14 protein-coding genes are annotated in these 26,777 nt (G+C 62.6%); 7 read left to right on the plus strand and 7 right to left on the minus strand.

The genetic code is table 11. From position 1 onward, the window contains the following. Positions 1-11: 11 nt before the first annotated feature. The 3 genes from O3669_RS08285 to O3669_RS08295 are packed head-to-tail and all read right to left on the minus strand — an operon-like array spanning position 12 to position 6,065. Positions 12-3,095, minus strand: a complete 3,084-nt coding sequence (locus tag O3669_RS08285) for a lipid II flippase MurJ (protein ID WP_371524346.1) — start codon at positions 3,093-3,095, stop codon at positions 12-14. Then, entirely contained in the window at positions 3,092-5,557 is a 2,466-nt protein-coding gene (locus O3669_RS08290) for a DUF6049 family protein (RefSeq protein WP_371524357.1), read from the minus strand. Before O3669_RS08290 ends, O3669_RS08285 begins: the two co-directional genes overlap by 4 nt. A 37-nt stretch (positions 5,558-5,594) precedes the next feature. Beyond that, entirely contained in the window at positions 5,595-6,065 is a 471-nt protein-coding gene (locus O3669_RS08295) for an NUDIX hydrolase (RefSeq protein WP_291449890.1), read from the minus strand. Between the two features lie 210 nt (positions 6,066-6,275). Here O3669_RS08295 and O3669_RS08300 point away from each other — a divergent pair, with 210 nt between their 5' ends. From O3669_RS08300 to O3669_RS08325, 6 genes are all read left to right on the plus strand, one after another. Next, positions 6,276-7,802 carry a CCA tRNA nucleotidyltransferase gene (locus tag O3669_RS08300; protein WP_371524358.1) on the plus strand — a complete coding sequence of 509 codons (1,527 nt, stop codon included), beginning with the start codon at positions 6,276-6,278 and terminating at the stop codon, positions 7,800-7,802. A gap of 176 nt (positions 7,803-7,978) precedes the next feature. Beyond that, on the plus strand, positions 7,979-9,445 hold the full coding sequence (gndA, locus tag O3669_RS08305; RefSeq protein WP_371524347.1) for an NADP-dependent phosphogluconate dehydrogenase: 1,467 nt from the start codon (positions 7,979-7,981) through the stop codon (positions 9,443-9,445). Positions 9,446-9,586: 141 nt separating this feature from the next. Beyond that, positions 9,587-12,052 carry a transglycosylase domain-containing protein gene (locus O3669_RS08310; RefSeq protein WP_371524348.1) on the plus strand — a complete coding sequence of 822 codons (2,466 nt, stop codon included), beginning with the start codon at positions 9,587-9,589 and terminating at the stop codon, positions 12,050-12,052. A gap of 427 nt (positions 12,053-12,479) precedes the next feature. After that, a complete protein-coding gene (locus tag O3669_RS08315; RefSeq protein ID WP_371524349.1) occupies positions 12,480-13,700 on the plus strand; it encodes a hypothetical protein in 1,221 nt (406 codons plus the stop codon). 509 nt (positions 13,701-14,209) lie between these two features. Next, positions 14,210-15,376, plus strand: a complete 1,167-nt coding sequence (locus O3669_RS08320; RefSeq protein WP_371524350.1) for an OmpA family protein — start codon at positions 14,210-14,212, stop codon at positions 15,374-15,376. A 154-nt stretch (positions 15,377-15,530) separates the two neighbouring features. Continuing rightward, the gene (locus O3669_RS08325; protein WP_371524351.1) at positions 15,531-17,078 is read left to right on the plus strand and encodes a hypothetical protein; all 1,548 of its coding nucleotides are present in this window, start codon (positions 15,531-15,533) and stop codon (positions 17,076-17,078) included. Positions 17,079-17,149: 71 nt separating this feature from the next. Here the strand turns inward: O3669_RS08325 and O3669_RS08330 are convergent, their stop codons facing one another. The 3 genes from O3669_RS08330 to O3669_RS08340 form a co-directional block, all read right to left on the minus strand. Continuing rightward, the gene (locus O3669_RS08330; protein ID WP_371524352.1) at positions 17,150-18,697 is read right to left on the minus strand and encodes an AAA family ATPase; all 1,548 of its coding nucleotides are present in this window, start codon (positions 18,695-18,697) and stop codon (positions 17,150-17,152) included. A 117-nt stretch (positions 18,698-18,814) separates the two neighbouring features. After that, positions 18,815-20,161, minus strand: a complete 1,347-nt coding sequence (locus tag O3669_RS08335) for a hypothetical protein (protein WP_371524353.1) — start codon at positions 20,159-20,161, stop codon at positions 18,815-18,817. A 115-nt stretch (positions 20,162-20,276) separates the two neighbouring features. Further along, the gene (locus tag O3669_RS08340; RefSeq protein ID WP_371524354.1) at positions 20,277-22,091 is read right to left on the minus strand and encodes a hypothetical protein; all 1,815 of its coding nucleotides are present in this window, start codon (positions 22,089-22,091) and stop codon (positions 20,277-20,279) included. An 806-nt stretch (positions 22,092-22,897) separates the two neighbouring features. On the opposite strand from O3669_RS08340, the gene O3669_RS08345 reads away from it, so the two are divergent. Beyond that, the gene (locus O3669_RS08345) at positions 22,898-24,835 is read left to right on the plus strand and encodes a type IV secretory system conjugative DNA transfer family protein (protein WP_371524355.1); all 1,938 of its coding nucleotides are present in this window, start codon (positions 22,898-22,900) and stop codon (positions 24,833-24,835) included. An 18-nt stretch (positions 24,836-24,853) separates the two neighbouring features. On the opposite strand, the gene O3669_RS08350 is transcribed toward O3669_RS08345, so the two are convergent. Beyond that, positions 24,854-26,777: tetratricopeptide repeat protein (locus O3669_RS08350; protein WP_371524356.1), on the minus strand; the 1,924-nt coding region annotated here is incomplete at its 5' end.

The following is a 26,777-nucleotide window of genomic DNA, read 5'->3' on the forward strand; positions in this document are numbered from 1 at the left end:
CTCCTTGGGGGTTACTGGACGGTGAGCTCGGAGATCCACGCCCAGTTGCGTCCGTCCTGGCCCTTGGGCATGGAGCGGAACTGCAGCGCGATTGAGTCGGTTTCGACGGGCTGGGGCAGTGTAATCGTCGTCGTCGGGGACAACGAGGACGTGGCCAGTTCTGTTCCCTCACGCGGCTTGGTCGGATCGGTGACGTTGCGCACGACGAGCTCGCCGCCGGACGTCGCCGGATCCATGTTGAGCGTCACCGAGGACACGGTGGCCTTCTGCTGGAGCTTGACGACGATGGTGACGGAGGTTTCGTCGCGGAACTGGTTGTTGTCGAACCAGCGCGAGCTCCACGACGTCGAGGGGTTCGAGTCGATCATGTTGATCGCGCGGTCCGGGTGGTCGCCGTCGTCGTTGTTCCACGACAGGACCTGCACCGAGGAGATCACGGGCGTCACGGAGGACGCGGGCGGCGGCGTGGTCGTCAGGTTGGGCGCGGGCGTGTTGTCGGACTGGATCTGGGAGGCGCCGGCGCGCAGGGACTGGGCCAAGTCCAGATCGGTGACCGGGCGGGTGGCCATCCACGGACCCCAGATCGCGCCGAAAAGGAACAGGGCGACGCCGAAGATGAGCGCGGGCTTCGTCGGGTCGATGAGGTGACCGGAACGCTCGGGACTCTTCTTCTCCTGCGACGAGGCCGGGGCGGGCTCGGCGGCCGACTCCGGATTCGGGGTGGGGAACGCCGGGGGGATCGTGGTTGTCGACTCGGCGGCTCCGGCATCGGCTTCGGCATCGGCTTCGGCTGCATCACCTGTGGCTGCGCCCGCGACAGCGGCCGCTCCGGCGACCGCGGCTGCCGTCGCCTCAGCTGCGGTATCCGCAGGCGGGGGAGCGAGCGGCTGGATGCGCGGAATCTGGTGCGTCGAAGGTGCGTCCGCGAGCGGCTCGGGGTGGGGGAAATCGGTCACGTAGGCATCCCCTTCGCGCTCGTAGCCGCTGGCCGCGGGCTTGGGCGGCGGGGGAGCGACAGGGAAGGGGGTGACAGGAACCTGGGCGGCGTCGACGCTGGCTGCGGGTTCCGCGCTCGGCTCGGAGTCCTCAGTCAGGACCTCGACGCCGACTTCGGCCAGGGCCTCGGCGACCGGGTTCGTAGCGTGTGCCTGCGACGAAGGGTCGATGACCGGCGCCTCGGCGGGTGCGGGCGCGGGGATCGCGGGGACGTCTGCCTCGGGTGCGGGGGAGGGGCTCGCCGGGGGCGCGGGGATCGGCGAGGTAGCGACGACCTCGTCAAAGGACGGCAGGTTGTTCTCGTCGCCGGTCGGTTCGGGCCTGGAAGCCATCGATTCCTCCGTCTGTGCGGGTGTGGTTGACGCCATTATTGCAGTTGCGTTGGCGGTGGGCGTGGAGGACGCCGCCAGGATGTTCACCACAGATGCGGGAACGTGCAGGCGCGTCAGGAGGGGCCGCATCATGGCCGCGGATTCGCGCGGCGAGGCCAAGCGGAGCACCACCAGGTAGACGAGGCCGGTGACCGCGGAGACGATCGTGAGCTTGACAGCCGCGATGCCCATGCGCGCCAGGGTCGAGGAGGTCTCCGAGTGGATGCCCATGAGAGCCAGGACGCCGAAGCCGACGAGACCAGCGACGATGGCGGCGGCCAGGAAGGACACGTAGGAGCGCAGCAGGCCTGTGCGGTCCACGAAGCGGTTCTCGCGCGAGACCCACACGACGGCGATGACGCCCTGGGTGAGGCGGCACGTGGTCTCGCCGAGAGCGGCGGCGATGATCCACCACTGAGCGCCGGTCACGGCGTACATCGACCATCCGACGATCACCTGGATGATGGTGGGGCCGATGCCCATGAGGAACACGGGCTTGACGTCCTCGTAGGCGAAGAAGACGCGCTGGCTCATGAGGACCATGCCGGTGGATGCGACGCCGGGCATGAGGGATGTCAGGACGAGGGCGTAGGCGGTGACGGCCGCGGGGTCTCCGCCCTTGGCGGCCATTGCGATTTCCATCATGGGCACCGAGCCGGCCATGAGCATCGCGGCGGCGACTAGGGTCAGCGACGTGATCGTGCGAACGCCCAGGTGGTAGCTGTCGGCGACGGCCTTGTCGTCACCGTCGGCGACGGCCCCGGCCATGCGCGTGAAGATCGCGGTCGTCAGGGACACCGTGATGAGCGACTGGGGGACCATGAAGATCATGAACGCCGTCGAGTAGGCGAGGATGCCGACGACGCCGCTCTGCGCGCCGTAGCGGCCGATGTAGCCGTCAGCCATGGCGGCCAGGTTGTTGGTCGACAGGACGCCGACCTGGGAGACGCCGAGGGTCGCGAAGGTCCAGCCGGCCACGCGCGGCATCGACCCGAAGGAGGTGCCACGGAAGTGGAAGTCCAGCTTGAAGGAGATACCCGCGCGGCGCATCGGCCACAGCAGGCACAGGGCCTGGCAGATGACGCCCAGGGTGGCGGACCCCGCGAGGACCCAGAACTGGGCACCCGTCAGGTCGTCGGCGGGGATGCCGCCGTCGGGTGCGCCGCCCCAGATGCCCAGGAACAGGGCCAGGCCGGCGATGCCGACAACGTTGTTGACGACGGGCGCCCACATGTAAGGGCCGAAGATTTCGCGGGCGTTGAGGAGCTCGCCGAGCAGGTTATACAGGCCGTAGAAGAAGAGCTGGGGCAGGCACAGGAGCGCGAAGAGGATCGCCAGGTTGCGGATGCTCTCCGTGTAGCCCGCGGCCGTGATGATGACGAGGAGTGGCGCCAGCACCATCGTGATGAAGGTGACGACGAAGAGGACCGTGCCGGCGAGTGTCAGCAGGCGGTTGACGTAGGTGTCGCCGTCGTTGCGGCGCTTGATGGCGCCGACGATCTGGGGAACCAGCACCGCGTCGAAGATGCCGGAGGCCAGCAGGTTGAACACGGTGTTGGGCAGCGTGTTGGCGGTCTGGAAGGCCGCGCCCACGCCGCCTGCGGTGGCGCCGACTGCGGCGATCAGCATCGCGTTACGGATGAAACCGAGGATTCGCGACACCATAGTTCCCGACGCCATCAGCGCCGATGCCCTCAGGATCGATCGGCGAGGCGTTTTCGAGCTCATGGTGTCTCCTTCATCGTGGCGGTGTCTGAGTCGGTGCTGTCGTCTGCGGTGTCCGAGGCCTGGGCTGGGTCCTCGGTGTCATCGCAAGATGCGGGTTCGTCCGTGCCGGAGGCACTGTCGGAGGCGGCTGCTTGCGCCTTGCGTGCGGCCCTGCTGCGCAGTGATCGGGTGATGCCGGCGATGAAGAGGAGGCCGAAGAGGGCGGCGATGACGGCGGTGATGGCGTCTTCCCAGCCGGCGCGCATGCGCACGATGACGGTCTGGGAGTCGTCGAGGACGTGGCCGTCGGGGGTGGTGACCTTGTAGGTGACCTCGATGTCGCCACTGCCGATTGCGCCAACGGGCACTTCGACCGTCGTGGCTCCGTGCGCGGCCAGCTCCTGGGACATCGCAGGTGTGGCTTGGAGGCGCGGGTCGTCGGGGATCAGGGTGACGTCGACGTACACCGGCCAGTCCAGGTTATTGCGCACCAGGACGGGGAAGTTTGCGGACTTGTTGATGAGGTTGACGGCCGAGGAGGGTTCGACGGTCACGGAGGTGAGCATGGTCGTGACCTGGTTGGTCATGGCGGTCGCGGCGTCGAGCTGCTCGGTGGGGGTGTGCCCGGCCGTGAGAGCGGGCAAGACCTGGGGGGTGATGGAGTCGAAGACGGCGTCCGGGTCGTCGGTCGCGTTGGCGAGCGGGATGAGCGCGGTCAGTGACGTGGCCATGTCGTCGATGGCGGTCGCGGTCTCCTCGGCGAGGGTGCCTGCGCCGACGGTCGTGCGGTCGACGTCGGTGGGTTCGCTGGCCGCCATGACCGAGAAGGAGGTGGCGGAGACCCAGCGGGGGGACAGGAGCGCGCTGGCGCGGGAGGCCAGGCGGTCGTTGATCGTGGTGCCGCGCGCGGCCGTGGCGAAGATGGTGCGCGAGGAGGAGGGGCGCTCGCGCGCGATGATCGCGGTGATCGCGGTGAGGGCCTGCTCGGCGTCGAGTTCGTCGCCGCCGTTGGCGTTCCACGACAGGATCGCGGAGATGTCGGCCTGCTGGGCGAGGACGCGCGCGCCGGTGCCATTCGTCGAGGTGTCGCCGGTCGCCGGGTTGACGTTGACACGCGCCATGGAGGTGAAGGGCACGTCGTCGGTGGGTGTCAGGGCCGAGGCCGGGGCAATGGAGATCTGGTCGGCTGCGGCGAAGTTGGACAGGAAGGTCGTGCCGAAGGTCGCGTCGTCGGGCCATCCGACGTTGCGCAGGATCGTGGGGCCCGCGTCCGGCCGGGTCGTCGTGCTCGCGTTCTGCCCGGTGGAGGAGGCCGTGGGCGAGGCCGAGGGTGTCGCGGAGGGTGAGGCCGAGGGCGAGGCCGAGGGGGTTGCAGAGGGCGACGCTGAGGGGGTTGCGGAGGGTGAGGCCGAGGGCGTCGCGGAGGGCGACGCCGAGGGGCTCGCAGGGCCGGAATTGTGCGAAGACGTGGGCGCGACCCAGCCGGCTGCGCGCGGCGTGCCGGGGAAGGCGTTGATGGACTCGGAAGCCAGGCCCCAGAAGCCGGTGTTGCCCGACAGGGCCAGGGCGCCCAGGTCCGCGTCGGCGTCGGGCAGGGCGATGACCTCGGAGGCGGTGGACATGAAGGAGGACACGAAGGCCTCGGACTGGAGGTCGCGCGAGCGCTGAGCCGGGTCGGTCGCCGTGGGCGCGGGGGTCGGCGTGGGGGAGGCCGAGGTCGACGGACTCGGCGAGGCCGTGGGCACGCCGGACTGGCCCGACTGGCTGGATTGTCCGTCAGACTGCGCCTCCTCCTCTTCGGTTGGGGAGGGGCTGGGCGCGGTCGTGGGCTGGGGGCCGCGCGGGATCAGGAGGGGGTCGACGGCCAGGGTCACGCCCGATGTCCCGGCCAGGGACAGGAGAGCGGAGCGCTCGGACTGGGTCTGGGCGGCGTTCGCCGAGGTCCAGGGAACAACCGTGGAGACGCGGGAGGCGGCGACCTGCTCGCCGGAGTCCCACACGAGGATCGTGCGGTCCTTGCCCGAGAACTCGCCCGAGGAGGCGGTCACGGTCGCGACGCGAGGCCCCCACTCGTTGCTGTCCGACAGCGGCAGCGAGGCGGTGGGGATGCGGATCTCGAAGGCGGTGTTGACGCCGCGCAGCACGTCGGTGAGTTTGGTCGAGGCGGCGTGCGTGGCGTCGGGCTCGTCCTCGCTGAGCTGGGTCGTCATCGCCGAGACGGAGATGGGGGTCTCGTTGGCGACGAAAACCTCGAGGGAGACGGCCGCCAGCGTCGTCGGCGAATCGTTACGCAGCGTCCCCGAAATGACAACTTCTTCCTCGGTCGTGATGATGCGAGGAGACAGCTGGGTAATCGTCACGACCAGCCCGGAGTCCGTGGGAACCGTGCCCATGACGGAGGGACGAGACTGCTCGACCGCAGAGGTTTCCGCGGGCGCGGGAGCCGCCCCGGCCTCGTGAATCGAGAGACCGAAGGGAACCATCAGCGCCGCGCACAGGGCGGCGACCCACCTGCCGCGCCTAGCCACGGCTGTCCCGGTACAGCAGGTCGAGGGCGATGCGCACGATGCGGCGTTCGTTGGGGTAGGCCAGCTGACGCGACACGTCGCGCAGGGGAACCCATGCGGCGGCCTCGGCCTCGTGATCAGGATCTCCATCAACGGTGATCGTACCGGATTCGTAGTCCATTAGGTAGTGGTGAACGACCTTGTGGACGCGGCGGTCGTTGCCGGAAAACCAGTAGTCGATCGACGCCAGGTGGCGGATGATACGCCCGTGGATGCCGGTTTCCTCGGCGACCTCGCGCAGCGCCGCCTGCTGCGGGGTCTCGGAACCCTCCAGGTGCCCCTTGGGCAGGCACCACTCGATACGCCCCGCTCGATTGCGTCGCGCGATAAGCGCTGCATAGGGAATTCCGTCACGCACGTCCACGACAATACCGCCTGCGCTGGTTTCCGCGGAAATCGGCAGGTGAGAGCGGCCCGCGCGCATGGAAGCAGACCGACGCGGGGGTCTAGGAGCCCCGGATCGGCGGTCAACTGAACGTGCAGGCATGACTCTACTTTAGCCGGTGGGCGGCCCCCGGTAGTCGGCTAGGGCGCTTTCCTGGCATGCTTAGAGGCGATGAGTACCCAGTCAGCTTCCCCGATCAACGGCCCCGTGACCGCGCAAAACGCCGGAACGACGGACATTCCTACCCTCATGGCCAACGCCACGAAGACATTCGCGGCACTCCCGCCCGCAATTATGGAACTCGGCACGATTTTTGACGAGGCCGGGGAGGAACTCGCGCTCGTCGGTGGACCGGTGCGCGATGCTTTCCTGGGTGTGACTCCGCACGACTTTGACATGACGACTTCCGCGCGTCCCGAGCGCACCGAGGAACTGCTGGCCCAGTGGGGCAACGCGACGTGGGACATCGGCAAGGAGTTCGGCACGATCGGCGGGCGCCGCGGCGACGTGGTCGTTGAAGTGACGACGTATCGCACCGACGAGTACGAGATCGGGTCGCGCAAGCCCGAGGTGACCTTCGGCGACACGCTCGAAGGCGATCTGACGCGCCGTGACTTTACGGTCAACGCGATGGCGATGCGCCTGCCGCAGATGGCCCTGGTCGACCCCTGCGGCGGCCTGACGGACCTCGCGGACGGCAACCTGCGCACCCCCGTGTCCGCCGAGCAGTCCTTCGACGACGACCCGCTGCGCATCATGCGCGCCGCGCGCTTTAGCGCCCAGCTGGGCCTTGACGTGGACCTGGATGTCATGAACGCCATGGAAACCATGGCCTCGCGCCTGGAGATCGTGTCCGCTGAGCGCATCCGCGCCGAGCTCGAGCGCCTCATCATCTCGCCCTACCCGCGCCGAGGCATCGAGCTGATGGTGCACACGGGCGTCGCCGATATCGTCCTGCCCGAGGTCGCCGCACTGGTCTCCACGGTTGACGAGCACAAGCGCCACAAGGACGTCTACGAGCACACCCTCACCGTCGTCGAGCAGGCCATGGACCTGGAGACCGGCCCGGACGGCCCCGTGCCCGCCCCCGATTTCGTCCTGCGCTTCGCGGCACTCATGCACGACGTCGGCAAGCCGGCGACCCGCCGCTTCGAGAAGAACGGCACCGTGTCCTTCCACCACCACGAGATCGTGGGCGCGAAGATGACGCGCAAGCGCATGAAGGCCCTGCACTTCGACAAGGCGACAATCGAGGCCGTGTCCACGCTGGTCGCGCTGCACCTGCGCTTCCACGGCTACGGCGAGGCCGCATGGTCCGACTCCGCTGTGCGCCGCTACGTGGCTGACGCGGGCGACCTCCTCGAACGCCTCCACCGCCTCACGCGCGCCGACTGCACGACCCGCAACCGTCGCAAGGCCAACTTCCTGTCGTCGGCCTACGACGACCTCGAGGCCCGCATCGCCGCCCTGCGCGAACAGGAGGAACTCGACGCGATCCGCCCCGACCTCGACGGTGACCAGATCATGGACATCCTGGGGCTTCGCCCCTCGCGCGCCGTCAAGATCGCCCGTGACTACCTGCTGGAGCTGCGCATGGAGCGCGGACCGCTGGGCGAGGAGGCAGCCCGCGAGGCGCTCCTAGAGTGGTGGGCCTCCGACGACGTGCGCGCCCTGGCCGAGGAATACCAGGCGCAGCAAGCCCGCTGGGAAGCAAAGGTCGCCGACAAGAAGGCCCGCAAGGCCGCTGCGAAGGCCGCCCGACAGGCCCAGGACTAGACCTCGCAGACCCCGCGCACAGCCCCGCCGAAACGTAAGCGCGCCGGTGAGTGCGGCGGTGAGCGGCCTCGTCAGTGGAGCGGGCGCGACCATCCTCACGCCCGCGCGCGGTGCACCCCCACCTGCCACGGACGTACTCTGGTGACAACTGACCTATACGTTAGGAGAGTCACCGCATGAGCACGTTTACCCCCGAGAAGGCTTCCGCCGACATCGGCGTGTACGGCCTGGGAGTCATGGGCGCGAACCTCGCCCGTAACCTGGCTCGCAACGGCTACGCGACCGCCGTCTTTAACCGCACGCCTGCGCGCACCGACAAGCTCATGGCCGAGCACGGGGACGAGGCCACCTTCGTGCCCGCCTCCACGCTCGAGGACTTCGTCGCATCGCTTCGCACCCCCCGCGTCGCCATCATGATGGTCCAGGCCGGCCCCTCGACGGACGCCGTCATGGGCCAGCTCGCCGACCTCATGGACGAGGGCGACATCATCGTTGACTGCGGTAACTCCCTGTTCACCGACACGATCCGCCGCGAGAAGTGGGCCGCCGAGCGCGGCCTGCACTTCGTGGGCGCGGGCGTCTCCGGCGGCGAGGAGGGCGCCCTGTGGGGTCCCTCCATCATGCCCGGCGGCACCCCGGCCTCGTATGATCGCCTCGGCCCCATGTTCGAGGCCATCGCCGGCACCTACGACGGCGTGCCCTGCTGCACGTACATCGGCGCGAACGGTGCCGGCCACTTCGTGAAAATGGTGCATAACGGCATCGAGTACGCGGACATGCAGGTCATCGCCGAGGCCTACACCCTCCTGCGCGAGGGCCTGGGCGCGACACCGGCCGAGATCGCCGACATTTTCGCCGCCTGGAACGAGGGCGAGCTCAACTCCTACCTCATGGAGATCACCGTCGAGGTCCTGCGCCAGGTGGACGCCGAGACCGGCAAGCCCCTCGTCGACCTCATCGTGGACGCCGCCTCACAGAAGGGCACCGGTAAGTGGACGGTGCAGACCGCCCTCGACCTGGCCGTCCCCGTCACCGCGATCGGCGAGGCGACCTTCGCGCGCGGTGCGTCCTCCGAGCCCGCCCAGCGCGCAGCCGGGCAGACGCTCGCGGGCAACGCCTCCGCGCTCGTCATCGAATCGGACGAGGCCCGGGCTGCGTTCATCGAGGACGTGCGCCAGGCGCTCTTCGCCTCCAAGATCGTCGCCTACTCGCAGGGCTTCGACGAGATCGAGGCCGGGGCTTCCGAGTACGAGTGGGGCATCGACAAGGGTGCCCTGGCTCGCATCTGGCGCGCGGGCTGCATCATCCGCGCGGCCTTCCTCGACGACATCACCCGCGCCTACGAGGCCGACCCCGACCTGCCGCTGCTGCTGGCCGCCGAACCCTTCGCGACCCGCTTCCAGGAGTGCACGCCCGCGCTGCGCCGCGTCGTCTCTCAGGCGGCCCTCGCAGGCGTTCCGATCCCGGTGTTCGCCTCGTCCCTGGCCTACTTCGACCAGATCCGCGCGACGCGCCTGCCGGCCGCCCTCATCCAGGGGCAGCGCGACTTCTTCGGCTCGCACACCTACCACCGAGTCGACAAGGAGGGCGTGTTCCACACCCTGTGGGCCGCCGAGGGGCGCCCCGAAGAGCAGTGGTCCTGAATCGGGAGTGCTGACGCAACTCGCGCAGGGGGTGGGCGCTGATGGCAGCGGCCACCCCCTGTGTTTGTGCCCATACTTCGGGGAACTTTCAGGAAAGGCAGTTAACCTATGAGTAAGACAATCCGCTGAAAGGGCGAACACGTGGCGACTAGCAACGGACAGAACAACTGGAACGACATCGTCGGACCGGGCGAATCAGGCGCGTCCGGGCAGGAACACCTGCCCTCGCGTCGCTCATCGCACGCCGCGCACGCGTCCCACTCATCGAAGGGGGACACCACGGCCTCGTCCGACGATAAGACGGGCCCCACGAAGAAGCGTTTCCGCTGGGCCAAGCGCATCGGCTTCGGAATCCTGACCATCTTCCTGGGCGTTTTCATCGCCGGCATGTCCGTCTTCCTGTACCTGTACAACACGCTGGCTGTGCCTGCGCCCGCTGACCTGGCTCTCGCGCAGAAGACGACCGTGTACTACGCGGACGGCACCACCGAGATGGGGACCCTTGGCGAGATCAACAGGCAGATCATCGACACGACGGCCCTGCCCGACTACGTCTCCAAGGCGATCGTCGCCTCCGAGGACCGCACGTTCTACACGAACAACGGCGTCGACCTGAAGGGCATTTTCCGCGCCCTCGTTAACAACCTGCGCGGTGGTGCCCGGCAGGGCGCATCGACCCTCACCCAGCAGTACGTTGAGCGATACTTCGTCGGTAAGACCACGGATACCTACGGTGGCAAGCTCAAGGAAGCCGTCCTGGCGATCAAGATCAACCGCGAGCAGTCCAAGGACGAGGTCATCGGCGCCTACATGAACACGATCTACTTCGGTCGTGGCGCCTACGGCATCGACGCCGCCGCTCAGGCCTACTTCGGCCACGGCGCCGACCAGCTGACGCTGTCCGAGTCCGCGCTGCTCGCCGCCGTCATCCCCGCGCCCTCCGCGTGGGATCCGGCCGTCAACCCCGACAAGGCGAAGGAGCGCTGGGAGCGCGACCTGAACCTCATGGTCGAGGACGGCTGGATCACGCAGGCCGAGCGCGACGCTGCCGTCTTCCCCGAGACGATCGACCCCGACACGCTCAACAGCCCGTCGATGACCGGGACGAACGGTTACCTCATGGCGCAGGTCAAGTCCGAGCTGCTCGCTTCCGGCCAGTTCGACGAGGACAAGATCAGCCAGGGCGGTCTGCGCATCACCTCCACGATCGTCAAGGACTACCAGGAGCAGGCCGTCGCGGCCGCCGAGGGCATGAACGAGGTGGACGGCTGGGATCCCACGTACCAGCACGTCGCGCTGTCCTCGATGGATCCGGCCACCGGTGAGATCCTCGCTGAGTACGCGGGTCCCGATTACGAGAAGCGCCAGCAGAACGCTGTCACGCAGGACATCGCGATGGCGGGCTCGTCTTTTAAGCCGTTCGCCCTCCTGGCGAACGCGCGCCTGGGTGGCACAGTCTACGACACCTACTCGGGTAAGTCCCCGCAGTATTTCCGAGGCATGGGCACCCCGGTCATGAACGACGGCGGCTACTCGTTTGGTAACGTCACCCTCGTGAAGGCGACCGCCTACTCGATGAACACGGTGTTTGTGGGCCTCAACGACGACGTGGAGCCTGAGAACACGCTCAAGGCCGCCATCGACGCGGGTATCCCCGAGGACACCGTGGGCCTGAATGACGAGCTCCTGAACGTTCTGGGTTCTGCCTCCCCGCACAACATTGACCTGACGACCGCCTACTCGACGATCGCGAACGGTGGCGAGCGCGTCACCCCGCACATCGTCAAGAAGGTTGAGGATTCTAGGGACAAGCTCCTGTACAGCGGCGACGTTGAGCCCGTCCGCGCGTTCGACGTCGAGGAAGTCTCTTCCATCATGCCGGCCCTCGAGGCCGTGACGAAGGGCGAGGGCACCGCCAACAAGGTCGACCCGGAGATTGAGCGCCTGGTGACGGCCGGTAAGACCGGTACCTCTTCGGACCAGCTGTCCGCGCAGTTCGTGGGCTTCGTGCCCGGCATGGTGACCACCGTGTCCATGTACCAGTCGGACGACGCTGGTAACTCGGTGCCCCTGGACGACGTGGGCGGCCTGGATCAGTTCCACGGCGGCGACTGGCCGGTCGACGTGTGGATCGACTACATGAAGCCCGTGGCGAAGACCCTGCCGGGCAGCGACTTCACCTGGAAGGTCGAGTCGAACCGCAGTGCCCAGAACTACGGACCCGCGCCGCTGCCCTCCGCGACGATCGAGACCCCGCAGTCGGCCTCTAACCCCGAGCCCACCCAGACCCCCTCGGAGACCCCCTCCGCGGAGCCCTCCGCTGAGCCGACCGGCGGTTCCAACAATGGCAACGGCAATGGAAACGGCGGCAATAACGGCGGCGGCAACGGCGGCAATAACGGCGGCAATAACGGCGGTGGCAACGGCGGTGGCAACGGCGGCGGTAACGGCGGCGGTAACGGTGGCGGTAACGGCGGTGGCAACGGCGGCGGTAACGGTGGCGGTAACGGCGGTGGCAACGGCGGTGGCAACGGCGGTCACAACGGTGGCGCCAACGGTGGCGCCAACGGTGGAAACAACAACGGCGGTGGTAACAACGGCCGCTAGCTCTGCTGTCGCCTGACGCGCGCACATGCATCGCGGGCCCCGAGGAGAATCCTCGGGGCCCGCACTCGTATCTGTTGGATGCCTGTCGGAAGAGTGGGAGTCATCTACCCGCCCCGGAGTCGCTAGCTCAGGGTCCTCCTGTGAGCGGGGAGTGTCGGGTATCTCTCCTCTGGCCTCGATCCACTCCGACACCTCCTACACCCTTTAAATACGAAGAGCCGCTAATCGGGTGGCTGGCTACGCGGTTGCTGCGTCGGAGCTGAGCGTGCTGGGTGCTTCATGCGAGGAGAACAAGGGGTCTTCACAGCCGATGTGTTTGCTCTTACAGTCAGATTTTTCTGCGCCAGCACAATGAAAAGTGTGTGTGTGCGAGTGAGGTAGGCAAGGGTTGTGTCTTTTTTGGAGATTCCTTCCGTCTATCTAGGACATGAGCAACAAGTGGAAGGCGCGGGGACCGAATTCCTCGAAGAAGACTGACGTTCTTGAATCCAGTCAGGACATCGTACACCAGAGCGCCATGTCGCTGGTGCCGGAGGTGTTGTATCCCGAGATGGGTATGAATGAGATCGAGCAGGCTGCGGCCAGGCAGGTGCGGGCAGGGTGTCATGACGTTGACACGGTCAATGACCCTGGTCTGCCCGACAGGGCTCAGGACAGTTGGGTCAAACTGCACTATGCTCTGCTCCCGAAGCGCCATATCAAAGCGCTGTCCATTGACTTGGATTTGCGCGCCAACTCGTTGGCTGAGGGGGACAAGGCGCAGGCGAAGGTAGCTGACCTGGAGGCCAAAGAAGAGCGGATCGTCACCAATATTAACGAGACCGAAGCGCGCGTGATCGAAAAGAAAGGGCGAGACGGACTTGCTGAAGCGCGCACCTTGTCGCGATGGCGGCGGTGGCGGTCTTATGCTGTGCTTTTGGTGATCCTGTTCGCTGAGATTGCATTCGATTACAGTGCGCTGGGTGTTCTTAACGCGAATGAGTTCTCTACCCTGTTGATCGCTCTCTTGTTGGTGTGTGTTCCTTTGATGTCAGCACATCCGGCTGGGAAAATGCACGCGCTGCACCGCGTTCGCAGGGCTGTGGTCCTGGATGTTGTCACGATCCTTCTCGCAAGCAGTACCGCAGCTCTATTGGCTTATTTGCGTAGTTCTCATCTAAGTGAAGAACAGAGCCAGAATGCGGCAACGTCATCCCAATATTTGTATCGACTGTTTGAGAATACGGGGGGATTGAGTGATGGTGGAATGAACTTGCCTGTAGTGACGATCGTGTTGTTTGTCGTATCGTTCCTGGTGCCGATCAGTTTTACCGCAGTGTTGGCAGCGGGTTACGAGCCTCTGTACGACGAGTTGTTGAAGTATCGTGGCCAGCTCAAGAAGCTTCACAAGAGCCTTGAGGTGGCGCGCGAGAAGGAGGTTTCTATTCGTCGTCGGTGTGAGTCGCTGCTCGCCAAGGAGGATCTGTACGAGCTGGAGACGGCGGCGGACATCGATGCGGTCCAGCCTTGTGCGGAAGAACGGAGCCGCCGATACGATATTGCCCTCTTGGAGGATATGGGGGCACCCGATGCGACGTCGGCGGTCGCGGATACGTATCGTGATCAGGGTCACGAGGGTATCACTCCTAGTCCCCTGAGGGTGGTGTAAGACCATGATTCGCCTGTGGGAGTGGGTGTGGAAGCGTAGGCGCCCGGATCCTCCCGGTCCCTCGTGTCTGGTGTGTGACGATGTTCCCATGACCCTGTGTCCTTCCTGCAAGGGTAACTGGAGAGCAACTGGATGTGGCGTCTGTCTCCTGGGGTGGCTGTGTCCGATCCACGAGAATCACTGGCTTCCGTAGAGGCATTCCGAGACAAACGAATCGAAAGGAGGTGAATACCATGGCGACCAAGATTGGGTCCGTGCGTAGGACGAGTACGTACACTGAGGCTCACCGCTGCCGGAGCTGCGGCCGTGCCTTCTGGGCCGACAGTAGCTGGAACTACGTGACCGTTGTCTGCCCGCACTGCAAGGCGCAGAACTAGTCCGTGAGTGATCGTGGCCGGGCATCCCTTGTTGGGGTGCTCGGCCACCTCGTTGCGATCTCACATGGTGGATGTGGGAGTGATTATTCGGAGAAGCGTCTTCCGTCTCTTATTGGTATGAGAAACTCACACATGCGGCGCATGCGCCAATACATCATCACTGTCCTGTCTATCGTTGTCTGCTCTGTCGTTGGTCTGACTTTGTCGGCCTGCGACGACAGCGCCAATTCCGGTGCGACTAGCGGTTCCGTCGCGATCATCGCATCGAATCGTTCCAACCAGCAGCGTTTTGACCTCCTGTCCTCCGAGCAGATCACCTCCGCGATCAACGACCACATGGGCGGCACCTTCTACATCATTAGCGCTGACGGGGTTCCGCGCCTGGTTGCCAGCATTGACTCGACCAGCAAGGCGCGGAACAGTAACGCTCGAAAAAAGGAGCCGCGAAAGTACGAGCTTTCTGTTCTGGCGGCCATGCTGACCCCCGCAGAAACGCCTGAGTCGGATATGTTGTCCGCGCTGTCCCTCGCGGCGAGTTCGTTGGCTCATGCGTCTGGTGATCGTACGATCTTGGTTGTGGACTCCGGCGTGTCTACGGCTGGTGCAATGGCCTTCCAGAATACGGGTCTGCTTGAACCGCATGCTGACGTCGACGCGATGATCGAGCGCATGCGCAGTGCTGGCACACTGCCCGACTTGACGGGTGTGACCGTCCGTTGGTTCGGTCTTGGTAGCGTCGAGGAACCTCAGCCGCTTCTCGACACGGCGGCAAAAAACCGTCTCAAGAACCTGTGGACGAAGCTGATTACAGCGGCCAACGGAGAAGTGGTCTTCGATGACGCGCCGATGATGAAGGTTACCGGCGAGGATCTGCCGGCTGTTCCTGAGGTGACTCCCGTTCCGGTAGGCGCTTTCGAATTGGGCGCGGCACCGTCCCTTGAGATGTCATTGCCGGATACCGAGGTTGGTTTCGAGGCAGACGTCGACGTGCTGCGTAACGAGGAGGTTGCGAAGTCTCGTATTCAGGAGGCTGCTGCACAGATTCGAAGCAGTGGCGTGAGCGAGGTACGAGTCACTGGCTGTACGAGTTCATGGGGAACCGCGGAGCATCGGCAGGACTTGTCCGAACGGCGAGCGGAGGTCGTTGCAGGTCTCCTCGAGAACAACGGAGTAAAAGTGACATCTATCACTGGTCGTGGTTATGAGTGCCCGCATCAGGTCGTCGACACCAATGCAGATGGAACTCCCATCGAAGAACTGATGGCTGTCAACAGGCGCGTCATCATCCAAGCGCCTTGATTTTCTGCGGAAAATACGCGTAATCAGATGCGTGCCCCCGGGTTCTATCCCCGGGGGCACGCGCGTGCTTCCTGTTGATCGCCACCCTTCCAATCCCTGTGCGGAGCGCCCAGGAGAGATGAGGGAACTTCCCCTCCCGACTGGAAGGACGATCATGAACAAGTACATCATTACCGCGCGGGAGATTGAGCGGATGCTGAACCTGGCCGCGATGGAGGAGGCGGGATGTCTCTCTCGGGCAGGCAAGGAAGAGCTGAACGAGCTGGTTGCGCGCGTTCAGGAAGTGATCGACGAGCTCGCTGCATGGTGGAAGGAAATCAAGCGCAACAAGGAGGCCGCTAAGAGCGACAAGGAGGATTCTAAGAGCGAAGAGAGCGAAGAGAGCGAAGCCCGGCGCTTCGACTACTTGCTGCAAGAATGCGCTGCAACGTTCTGGATGTGCCCGTCGGTTGATGACGAGGGAAAGTCCGTGCGGATGGTGCTCGTTGTCAAGAAGGAACAGGTTGATCAGATGCGTCGACTCGGTTTCACTATGAATGGATCCATGATTCCGGTGCGTTGCTACGAATTTTACTCGAAGATGATGTCGGCGATGTGGAAGAGGGGATTTCATCCTCGTAGGATGGCCCACAATGGTGGTATCTGCGGGTGTCAGGATCCCAGTATTTTCTGGGAGTTGATGAACGATGAGTCGTGGAAGGGGTTTAAAAAGGTCCAAGAGTCTCGGAATGATTGCGAGGGTCCCTTTTACACTGTGTGGGTACAATGGGTGTGTAAGCTCAATCGCGAATATGCGGCGTCTGAAGATGCTACTACAAAATTCTTCAATTCTTCCAAGTCATCGATGATCTCTGATTGGGGTCGCGCTGTTCGCCAGTCCCAGGAGCTTCCTACGAGGCCACAGGACCTGGTGAAAAAAGTGAAAGTTGATGATCCTCGCCTGACGCCGATTGTCCGTGAGCTGGCATACAAGGTTGGTGGCATTAAGCCCGGACGTTGGGATATTGAGTTCGACAAGGTGTGCAATAGCCTGTCTGAGGATGATAAGTGGCTCGAGGCAGTAGGTGTGTCGAACGATGATCTTCCGGCGATTCGCGCTGCTGTGCGTAACGGTATCAGTGAGCTGCGGGCCACCAGTCCGAAGTTCAATGAGCTCATCTGGAGCAACCTCTTCATTCATGGGATGAAGGAGGAGAATGTTTCCCGGGACTACGACAAGAGTCGCGACTCGATTAACGAGCGGCAGTTGTCCATTGAACAGGGAAACGATGACGACGTTGAACTGGGAAACGATGACGACGTTGAACTGGGAAACGATGACGACAGCGGGGATGAATGCGACGAGGGTCTCGGACAATCTGATTTCTTTGAGGGTGACGCTAGTGATGAGCAGGAACTCGGCACCTTGATCAGGGAACTGATGAGGGAGACGTACGTGACTGCCCTGCTGAAGCGGGCCGGAAAGAAGGATTCGCGCAAGCGGGCCTTCGTTGCTGCCGTTGAGGCAGTGATGGGAGCAGGTGAGGAATCACGCCAGGAAGCTCTCCTCCTGTGGGATCAAGCAAAGGCTGATAAGGAGCGCAAGAAGGAGCTTGAAGCGTACTGGAAAAAGTGGGAGCAAGAAGTGGAGAAGGAGAAGGAGTTGCGCAAGGCTAAGCGTGCTCGGCGCGGTAGCCGCGCAAAGCGCGCGGCACGCGCCTGACACATAGGTTGCTCGGGACTCGCCAACAGGCGAGTCCCGAGCCTTGTTGTCGTTGTGTCAGGGCAGTGTTGTCATTGATCTAGATTCATGTGGAATCCTCCCTTCTCTCCACTATCGAGCCGGTATGCGCCCGGTGTCAGGGTGAGCAGCTGTGTAAAGATCGACGTTTCTATTTCTCGGTGAAGGCGTCGGGCCCCGTCTGGCCATGTGGCTGCCTGCCGCAGCATGTGCTCGCGCGCCCCATCGCTGATACGTAGCTGATAGCCGATCTGCGCCGATGTCTCGATCGCGTGGGCGAGACAGTCATCGAGAATCGCTCCGAGTCTGATGTCATCGAGGGTATTCATAACGACGACGGCATCGAGGCGGTTGTAGATCTCGGGAGGCATTGAGTCCCTGACTGACTTGTGTGTCGCGTGAAGGGGATCCACGCGTTCTCCGAATCCGGTAGGATTCTTCGTCATCTCTTCCGCGCCTATGTTCGCCGTGAGAATGACGTCTAAGCTCCGACAATTGACTGTTCGCCCAGAAAAATCGGTGAGTGTCCCACTGCCGAGAAGCTCCAGTAAGAGGGGTATCCATACGGCGGGGCTTGCCTTCTCTACCTCGTCAAAGAGGAGAACTCCTCTGGGCGTCTCCTGAATCCTCGTTGTGAGCCATCCGTTCCTTTCCTGACTGCCGACGTATCCCGGAGGCGCTCCCAGGAGCGTCGCGCTGAGATGATCGGAGTTGAGTGCCGCCATGTCGACGCGAATCAGTTGATCGGTGCCCAGGAACGAGGCTAGCTGCTGTGCCAGGAGAGTCTTTCCTGTGCCGGTGGTTCCCGTCAGCAAGACCGCGCTCGATACCCTGTCTGCTCGCATGCGAAGGCCGTTGCGCCCCAGGCACACCTGTTGAGCGAGCGTGTGGATGGCCTCGTCCTGTCCCCTGACCGTTTTGCGCAGGTGTTCGACGAGGCTGCCGAGGTGGGGGCTGCCTGATCGGGAGGATTCGGGCGATTTGACGAGGTCCTGGCCGTGCATGGAGGCCCTAGCTGACCATAGATCGAGCAGGTGTGTGCCGAGGAGAGGCTGGGCCTGGTCTCGTCCGTGTGGGACGGCGTCGGCCGCCGCGTCGATCGTCTCGGAGGGGATTGTCACCCCATGGAAGGTTTCGAGTTCTTTTGCTTCACGAAGCAGGTGGGTGCGGATCTCGTGGTGGCACACCGAATGGGCCATGTGGATGACGGTCGTCCCGGCGGGTAGGCTCTCATCACGCTCTTCGCTGCACAGCTCCTCCCACTCGCTGTGAGGAATCACGATGATCAGGGGAAGGCCCTCTTCTGTGGCAACATGCCACAGAGGCTTCGTCATGCTGTCCGATTGCAGGTAGACGTCATGGGGTTCGAAGATCAGCGCAATGCGTCCCGGAATGGCGCGGATCGCTTGGATTGCGTCGGCGCGCTTCGCGTTTTTTCGGATCAGCAGCGCCGCAGCGGTTCGAACATGACGCTCCTGGGTGAGGGTTTGTGCAGTGTCGGCGATTTTTCGCGCAATGTCGAGCACCGAGGCCTCGTCGGGGATGATAAGTGCGAGGCTTGAGGGTGAGCGTGTGAGGACGTGTTCCGTCGTCGCTGTCAACCAGGAAGGGGAATCGGTGGCGGATGATTCACCGGGAATAAGGATGATGGAGTTGGAGGAATCTTTGTGTCTGTCCATACTATGAATAGACGGAAGCGATACCTCCCGAATCACCACTTACTCCCAGAGGCCAGCACCCTCCTCTGGTTTGGTTGGTCTCATAATTGAAGGCTTTTGGAAGGCTGCGACCAGCTCGCATAGCCACGGGAAGCTATAGGGAGTCTCTGGCGGTGTCCATGAGTACTCGTCGACGGCGTTCTCGCTGAGGCGGCATTCGCGAATGCGTGCCGAGGCTCCATCAAGGGCATGCTCTTGGTCTTCCTCGATGGCATAGCATTCGCTGGGGTGTGCTACGGGGCCGGGGTCATCCACAGAAACCACGTCGATCGAGGTGGGGCGTCCGGGTACCTGTCCAGAACCTTCCATCTTTGTTCTATCAGCATTGAGATGGAGAGGGAAGACTATGGGTTCAGCGGTGCCCTCCCATGTGATGCGCGCATATGCGAGCTCGGGTTCCACCCCTTCAGGAAATGCTTCAACGAGGGGCGCGCTAACTGTCACCACAAATCCCTTACCCTGCGTATACCTTGAGACGCATTGCGCGCGTTGCGCGGGATCGAACAGGCAATGAGTGTTCTTCGTCCAATCGATGACGGTTTCCCATGAGGCACCCTGGGTGTCGAAAGTGCCTTGTTGCTGGTCGCTGGAGCCTGCGGCTAACGCCAAATCATCCTCAGCGATGTCGGGGGGACAGCCGAGCTCGAAGGGGACGATGTAGAAGACGTTTGCGGGCGTGCTCTCGACGAGTTGGTGACCCTCCAATTCCTCATCAAGAGTGTTGAGTGCTTCAGTAGCGATTGCCAGTGCGGTGGGATCTTCGAGGCAAGCATCGTACTCCTCGTCGGAGGCGAGGTCGAAGAATCGGCGGAGGATTTCCAGGACGAGGGGGCGGTATCGCGGGACGATGCGGTCGCGTTTGTCAAAGATAAACGCTGCGTCGTCGAACCGGAGACTGATGAGGGTGGCGATGAGCTGAGAATCGCCGAGTATCGGACTCAGGAGCGAGTCTGCGGCGAGGGCAACCAGTTCGAGGTCGGTGAGGAAAGTGCTGGTTGCCGGGAGTGCCTCGTATCCGAGGTCAGTGTGGGTCTGGGGGGCCGACTCATCCTCGTCTTCGATGGGGATTTCTCTTGTGGCTGGCCAGTAGCGTCGGATCCACAGCCCTTCTGCGTAACGGGCCATTGCGCGTAGGTGATCTGCGGCGAGGTCAGACAGGGTGAGGGGTATGGTTCTCGGTTGCGACGAAGGGGCTGTGAGCGTCTCGAAGAAGATGTCAGCCACATCTTCGCCGAACAGGGCATCTACCCAGGTGGGCAGCTCAGCCTCATCGAAGACCACGGTGAAGTCGGGTAGCGGGAGCCGCTCGGTTGTGTGGGGAACGTTGATGGTGGTAGTGATCAACATGGTGCCACCATCGAGTTCGATGGCAACGGTATACAACGACTCTGTGAGGGGTCGTTGTGTTGTGCCGATGGTTGGGCGACCATCTGTCGATTGGCCGGTATGTAGAGTGCATGAGTTAGACATTGTGGTCCTCTTGAAGCTGTTGAACGGCGCTCATGAATCCGTCCATTCCCTGTGACAACAGTGCCTCGTGGGCACGTGAATTGTGAGTTTCTGTCAGTGCGAGAGCGTCGTCCCATGCTGTGACGAGCCGTTTGTGGGCCTCGGCCTGTTCCTGCGAAGGGCATGTCACGTATACGACAGCTGAGCGGAAAAGGCGGTCCACCTGTGAGCCAACTCCCTCTGGATCATCGTTCTGTCGCAACTGCTTGAGTGTTTCGAAGTTCTGATCGGGGGTGCGGGTGCTGGCCCTCTTGGCGTTACGAGTGGGTGTAGAATCGGCCCTATCTAATGTGAACCTATGACGTACGATAAGGTTGACAAAATGATCCATTGCAATCGACATGAATGCGCCAAAATTTTCCAGATTATACGCTTCCGTACCTTTGAGTTCGTTGAAATGCAGGCGCCTCCATACGTGTTTGACGAATCCGGAATCCACATACTCTGTGATTGGGAAATTCGTAACGCTTAGCTTCTTTCGTGTCTCGGGATCCATTTCTCCATCCTTGACCTCTCGGATGGTATTCATCCGTAATCTCCATTGCTTGAGGAATTTGCTGGCGATTGATAGTGCTGATGGAGGGTATCCTTTTTTCTTTTCTTTAGTTCCTTGCAGTTTTGCCTCAATGCACTGGCTGATAATAGGGCCAAATCGGCATGCTGTGGCCAGGCACAGAAGCGACTTAACGTTGGTCAGCCCACACCAGGCGGAGGCAAGATCGGCGCTAGCGTCCAGTAGATCATCCACCCTCTCCCAGTACATGGGAAGAGTCTTGTTTTGAAGCGCGTGACCGATCCGCTCCTGCAAGGATTCGTTGAGTGGGGCACGCAGGAACACAGTGGAACGAACATCCGTTGGTGCTGCCCATGCGTGTTTCGCCACGGGGGGACAGGCGAGCGAGCTGGTCTCGACATTGTCGGTCAGACCTGATCCTTTAGTCCCCGCGATGGTGGCCAAGTAGATCTGAAGAGGAGCGGGATCTGACTGGAGCATGACCCACTGGCTCTCCCAGTGAGCATCGTTGACCATCGTCAATTGACAATCAGATTGATCGGTGAAGTGCATGACGAAATGATGGATCGGCTGCTCGCTTGCGGGGGGATGAGTCGGCAGAGGCCGCCACTGGCGCTCGATCCGCACGTTCAACTCTTCCTCTCGTTCGTCAATACGCTTATCGACATCTGCTTTCGAGAAGGCGGGAGCATCGCGCATGACTTCGTGGTACACGTCAGAGAAGTCCTCGATGTTATCTGGCCACGGGACGATCTCAACGCCATCTTGCGGCTCTTTAAGGGCGTGGAACACGCTGGTGATGATTCGCCGTTTCTGATCGTCTTTTCGTACACTTTTGTCATGAGGTATTTCAGTGAGCCAGTAGGCATACAGGCAATCTGACCAGATCATGATACGTACGATTAGGTGTCGCGCATCACAAATCCCGTGGATGATGTACTCACCATGTTCCTTGTTTAGACGTGTGTCTGCTTTGACGAGCATTTTCTGTGTCAGTCCATCAGGAAGTTGGCCCAGTACTGGGGGCAAGATAGAACGACGAAAGCTAGTCCTGAGGGTGTCCCTCTTCACGTCAAACCAGGTGTCTATCGAAGCATGATGGTCAAACTTCAGTATGCGGCACCGTTCCTGGTACTGCGGGAGGATGCTCTCCTTGAAGATGCGAGTGACGACCTCGTCCAGGCGTGGTCTTCTTTTTGGCCAGGACTCGTAGATCGTGGGGTATCCCTCGGTATCAGAACGGCGTTCGATCATCGGTGACCTCCGGCAGATGAAACTACACGAATAGTAGCAGCCCCACTGCCCCGACTGTGATCGTGTGGAGGGGGACAAGCCCCCACCACCCGAGTTTCACGCCTTGCCGCTGCCCTTGCAGGCGTCGCAGACGACGTAGGCCTTGACGTAAGAGGACCACGATCGTCCGGTGCCAAGGCACCACTTGCACGGTTTCTGCTGAGCCATGATGAACCTCCTTTCTGTTCGCATCATGAATAGACGGAAGGGAGGGTGGAAAAACACTCAGTGGATGAGGCCTGTGCTCATATTGAGGCGGGTTGTTCCGTCTCTATAGATTGGCGTGAGGTATCACGAGTGTCATCGGTGGACAGCGAGTGGAAGGAGCTGTTGTGAACACGGAATCTGAGTGGATGCACAGGGGTGACAAGCCTGAGATTGAGGCGTGCCACCATATGGAACCCAAGGTCTGGCGTCTGCGTCAGTTGCGGCGCACAGAGGACTCTGAAGAGGTCGCTCAGGTCGTTACGAATCGTCTACTGGCTTTGATCCAGGCACAGCCAGCGGATGCCAGCGTGTCGATTACCTGGCGGGGGGACGCTGATGGCCTGGTTTCTATTGAGCTGGAGGCGACGGGCGTGGGAGCATCCTTCGGGTCAGACCTGGCCTGGGTTGGCCGTAACGTACACGAATGGGAGTCGGCCGAGGTATCCCAGGCCTCGTGCCCCGCGCACGTGTGTGAGGTTCTCGCGGCCCTCCCGGCCCAGGAGGACTGCGCCAGAGGAGGATCTTCGCTCTGGTCGTCTCGCATAGCCGAGCGTCTACCTGTGGGTGAGCTGATGCCAACGTGGCCCTTCCCGAAGCCATCAGATTCGCAGCTTCTCCTGGGGATTCTCAACGAAGTCGGTGGATACGTGAAAGTGCGTCTTGCTAACGCCAGTCCTTTGGAGGCTGCGATGGTGGAGGAGATCTTTACCTCTACTGAGCGTCTTCGTGCCGGCGGCGAGGTTGGCTCGTACCTGGGTAGGCCTATGCGGCTGCGTGTCTTTCTCGGGTCGGACGATCTTCAGGGCATTCCCGCTCGCCTGTGGATCGCGATGCGCGACTGGGTGAATGGCGCGCGGCGTCGGGACGTGGACGAGTGCGTCGCGCAGAGTGTGTGGAGTGGGCTGGATGCTCTGGTCGGTGCGGCTCAGCCCGAGGGACTGGTGCGGGCGTTCGCGCGACTTCCTCTGGCAGGCACGAGCGCGCGGGTTATCGGTGTCCCCGTCGCGGAAGCCGTGATCGACAGTGTTCCTCTGTCTGACCAGGCGATGGTGTGCGAGGTCGGAGGAATGCGCGTGGGGGCCGCGATCACTGCGACGGGTGCGATGAGCGACGTCCAGTTGAGTGTTGAAGGGTCCTTGCAGCACCTTCAGATTGTCGGGGGTTCGGGGACCGGGAAGTCGACGCTCGCGGCGTCCCTAGTCCATTCGTTCGCGATGTCGGGTAGAGGAGGTATTGTCTTGGACCCCCACGGGCAATTGGTGCGTCGCATCGCGGACGAGCTGCCCGAGGAGGCGCTGGATCGTTGCCTGTTTATCGACTGCGCGGATGCGGCGCATCCTGTGCCCGTGAACCTGTTTCATTGCGGGGACTTCGACACGGTGTGTTCGGAGTTTCTCGAGATGCTCTACCTGATCCTGGATCCGAAGCGAACCGGCATTGTTGGGCCGCGTTTCGAGCGTATTTTCCGTCAGCTCGCCTCGGCGTTGCACTATCTGTTTGGTGCGGATCTTCCGATCACGCTGATTCCGCTGCTGCTCACCGACGAGGGGCTGCTGAAGCTTGTCATGGAGTCTGTCTGGGAGGTTGATCCGGTTCTGGCAAAAAGCATCCGGAAGGAGCTGCTCGGAAATAAATCCAGTGACTTTGCTGAGGTGATTGCCTGGTCGGCTTCGAAGTTTGAAAGGCTCGTGCGTCATCCCGTGATGCGAGGTGTGCTGGGGACGGGGGCTGATGCCCTGGATATTCGCGAGGTCATGGCATCTAACGGGATCGTGCTCGTGGACTTATCGGCGCCTCGGATTGGTCGAGACCAGGCGCAGATGCTGGGAATGATGTGGCTGAGCAAAATTGCGCTGGCTATGCCGGAGCGTAGCCCGGGCGATAAGCCGTTCCACGTCGTGGTTGACGAGGCCCACCTGTTCCAGGAGTCGCTGTTGAGCGAGATGCTGGCGGAGGGACGCAAGTTTGGACTGGCATTGGCGCTGGCACACCAGCACATGGGGCAGCTCACCCCGAGCTTGCGTGACGCGTTGGATGGCAATGCCTCTTCGGTGATCGCGTTCAGGACGTCGATTCGTGACGCGATCGAGGTCGCGGAGCGTTTGGGGACCTGGTCGGGCGGGTCGTTGAGCAGGCTTCCGAACCTGAGCGCGGCGGCGACGCTGGCGACGCGGCACGGTCAGACACAGGCGTTCACGCTGCTGGTGGATCACAATGAGCAGGTGCAGCGCGGGTCCATCAATGGTGCTCCGGTCGTTCACGGCTTGGAGCGTGTGTGTGCCCAGTCGCGCGCCCGCCTGATGGATCCGTTTGCAGGGATACAGCCCAAGCAGGCCGAGGACGTGGTACGTCATGCCCGTGAGCATCAGAGGAGCGCGGGGGGTGCGCCGGTTTCCGATAGCGGGTATGGCTCTGATCGGGGTACCCGCTCCTATTTGGAGGAGTGGCTCGAGAAGCGCGCACAGAACTCAGATGCGGCTGTATCCGATCGGTCCTGATGCGGTGCCTGGTGATTCCTACCGGTAGTAGGCGCGGGGCCGGTCTGCGATTGTGGGGTGCTGGTAGAGGGGTGTGGTGCGTGGGTGGGGGAGGATGAGGTTGGGGCCGGGGGTGCGGGTGAGGGTTTCGTCTGGTTCTGGGGTGGAGTTGGGCACCAATGTGAGTAGGGGATCTTCGCTGTTGCGCGCTGCGGGCGTGGTGGCGAGGGAGCCGACCATGCGCCATTTGGCAACCAGTTCGGCCACGAGGGGTGCGTCGCCGAGATCAGCGGCGATGGCGAGGGCTTGGTTCATGGTGGGTTGGGCGCGGTTGGTGATCCAGGCGCGTCGTTTGGTGGGGGAGGTGAGTTGGTAGCGGTATTCGTCGTCGAAGAGGGCTGTGGGGAGGGCGTGGTTGAGTGCTTGGGTGAGGAGGTTTTTCGCGTGTTCGGGGTTGGTGGTCGCATGGGCTTGGGCGTGGAGGACGGCGGCGTAGGTGAAGTGGGCGTGGTGTGCGTCGGCGTGGCTGATGGTGGGGTGGTGGGAGAGGTCGAGTGCTGCGCGTGCGTGCATCTGTGCTAGGAGATGGGTGCCGGCGTTGAGGTGGGTGCGGGTGAGAGAGAGGAGGATGTCGAGGCGTTGGGTTGCTGTTTCGGATGTGTTGGTGTGGGCGAGGATGTCGAGTGCGTTGTCTAGGGTTTTGAGGGTGTCGGTGGTGCGGTTGTGCATGTGGGATAGGCAGGTGGCTAGGTGTTGGAGGCAGGTGGCGTGTTCGATGGGTGTGTTGGTGTATTTGTACAGGGTGAGGGCTTGGTGGTAGTAGGTTTCGGCGTCGGCTAGGTGTCCAAGCTGTGTGGTGATGAGGCCTTGTTGGGTGAGGCAGTGGGCTTGGTCGATGTCGCTGTCGGTGAGGGTTTTGTACAGGGTGAGGGCTTGGTGGTAGAGGGTGAGTGCTTCGCGTAGGTGTCCGTCGCCTTTTGTGGTGAGGATGGAAGCTAGGTTGCGCAGGCAAGAAGCGTGTACCTGTTCCGTCCCGTCGATGCCCTCGCAGAGCTGGATTGCTTGCCGATACAACGGCTCAGTCTCAACACCCCTTCCCAGATTGTGTAGGGCATTGGCGAGGTTGAACAGGCAGGTGGCCTGTTCATGCTCGGTACCAGGGATCGTCTGGTAGAGGGTGAGTGCCTGGCGGTAGTAGGGTTCGGCTTGGGCTGGCTTGCCGAGTTCGTACAGTGTGGTGGCGAGGTTCCTCAGGCAGGCGGCCTGGTCGCGTTCTGTTCCGGGGATGCCTTGGTAGAGGGTGAGTGCTTGGCGGTAGTGGGATTCGGCGTCGGCTAGTTTGCCCCGCGTGACCAGGATGGTGGCGAGGTTGAACAGGCAGTCGGCCTGGTTACGTTCAGCTTTTGGAGCCGTCTGGTAGAGGGTGAGCGCTTGGCGGTAGAGGGGTTCGGCATCGGCTGGCTTGCTCATGTGCGCGAGGGCATTGGCGAGGTTGAACAAGCAGGTGGCCTGTTCATGCTCGGTACCAGGGATCGTCTGGTAGAGGGTGAGTGCTTGGCGGTAGTAGGGTTCGGCTTGGGCTGGCTTGCCGAGTTCGCCCAGTGTGGTGGCGAGGTTGTTCAGGCATTTGGCCTGGTTGTGTTCGGTTCCAGAGATCGTCTGGTAGAGGGTGAGTGCTTGGCGGTAGTAGGGTTCGGCTTGGGCTGGCTTGCCGAGTTCGCCCAGTGTGGTGGCGAGGTTGAACAGGCAGTCGGCCTGGTTACGTTCAGTTTTTGGAGCCGTCTGGTAGAGGGTGAGTGCTTGGCGGTAGAGGGGCTCGGCATCGGCTGGTTTGCCCATGTGCGCGAGGGCGGTGGCGAGGTTCTGTAGGCAGTCGGCCTGGTTGTGTTCGGTTCCGGGGAATGTTTGGAATAGGGTGAGTGCTTGGCGGTAGTAGGGTTCGGCTTGGGCTGGCTTGCCTAGT

It is taken from the genome of Pauljensenia sp. 20925_1_34, assembly GCF_041432775.1.
Lineage (GTDB): Bacteria > Actinomycetota > Actinomycetes > Actinomycetales > Actinomycetaceae > Pauljensenia.

Bases quoted from the DNA above. Each gene is read 5' to 3' on its own strand.
- O3669_RS08285 (WP_371524346.1), bottom strand. From the start codon at position 3,095: ATGAGCTCGAAAACGCCTCGCCGATCGATCCTGAGGGCATCGGCGCTG.
- O3669_RS08290 (WP_371524357.1), bottom strand. From the start codon at position 5,557: ATGGTTCCCTTCGGTCTCTCGATTCACGAGGCCGGGGCGGCTCCCGCG.
- O3669_RS08295 (WP_291449890.1), bottom strand. From the start codon at position 6,065: ATGCGCGCGGGCCGCTCTCACCTGCCGATTTCCGCGGAAACCAGCGCA.
- O3669_RS08300 (WP_371524358.1), top strand. From the start codon at position 6,276: ATGGCCAACGCCACGAAGACATTCGCGGCACTCCCGCCCGCAATTATG.
- gndA (WP_371524347.1), top strand. From the start codon at position 7,979: ATGAGCACGTTTACCCCCGAGAAGGCTTCCGCCGACATCGGCGTGTAC.
- O3669_RS08315 (WP_371524349.1), top strand. From the start codon at position 12,480: ATGAGCAACAAGTGGAAGGCGCGGGGACCGAATTCCTCGAAGAAGACT.
- O3669_RS08320 (WP_371524350.1), top strand. From the start codon at position 14,210: ATGCGGCGCATGCGCCAATACATCATCACTGTCCTGTCTATCGTTGTC.
- O3669_RS08325 (WP_371524351.1), top strand. From the start codon at position 15,531: ATGAACAAGTACATCATTACCGCGCGGGAGATTGAGCGGATGCTGAAC.
- O3669_RS08335 (WP_371524353.1), bottom strand. From the start codon at position 20,161: ATGTTGATCACTACCACCATCAACGTTCCCCACACAACCGAGCGGCTC.
- O3669_RS08340 (WP_371524354.1), bottom strand. From the start codon at position 22,091: ATGATCGAACGCCGTTCTGATACCGAGGGATACCCCACGATCTACGAG.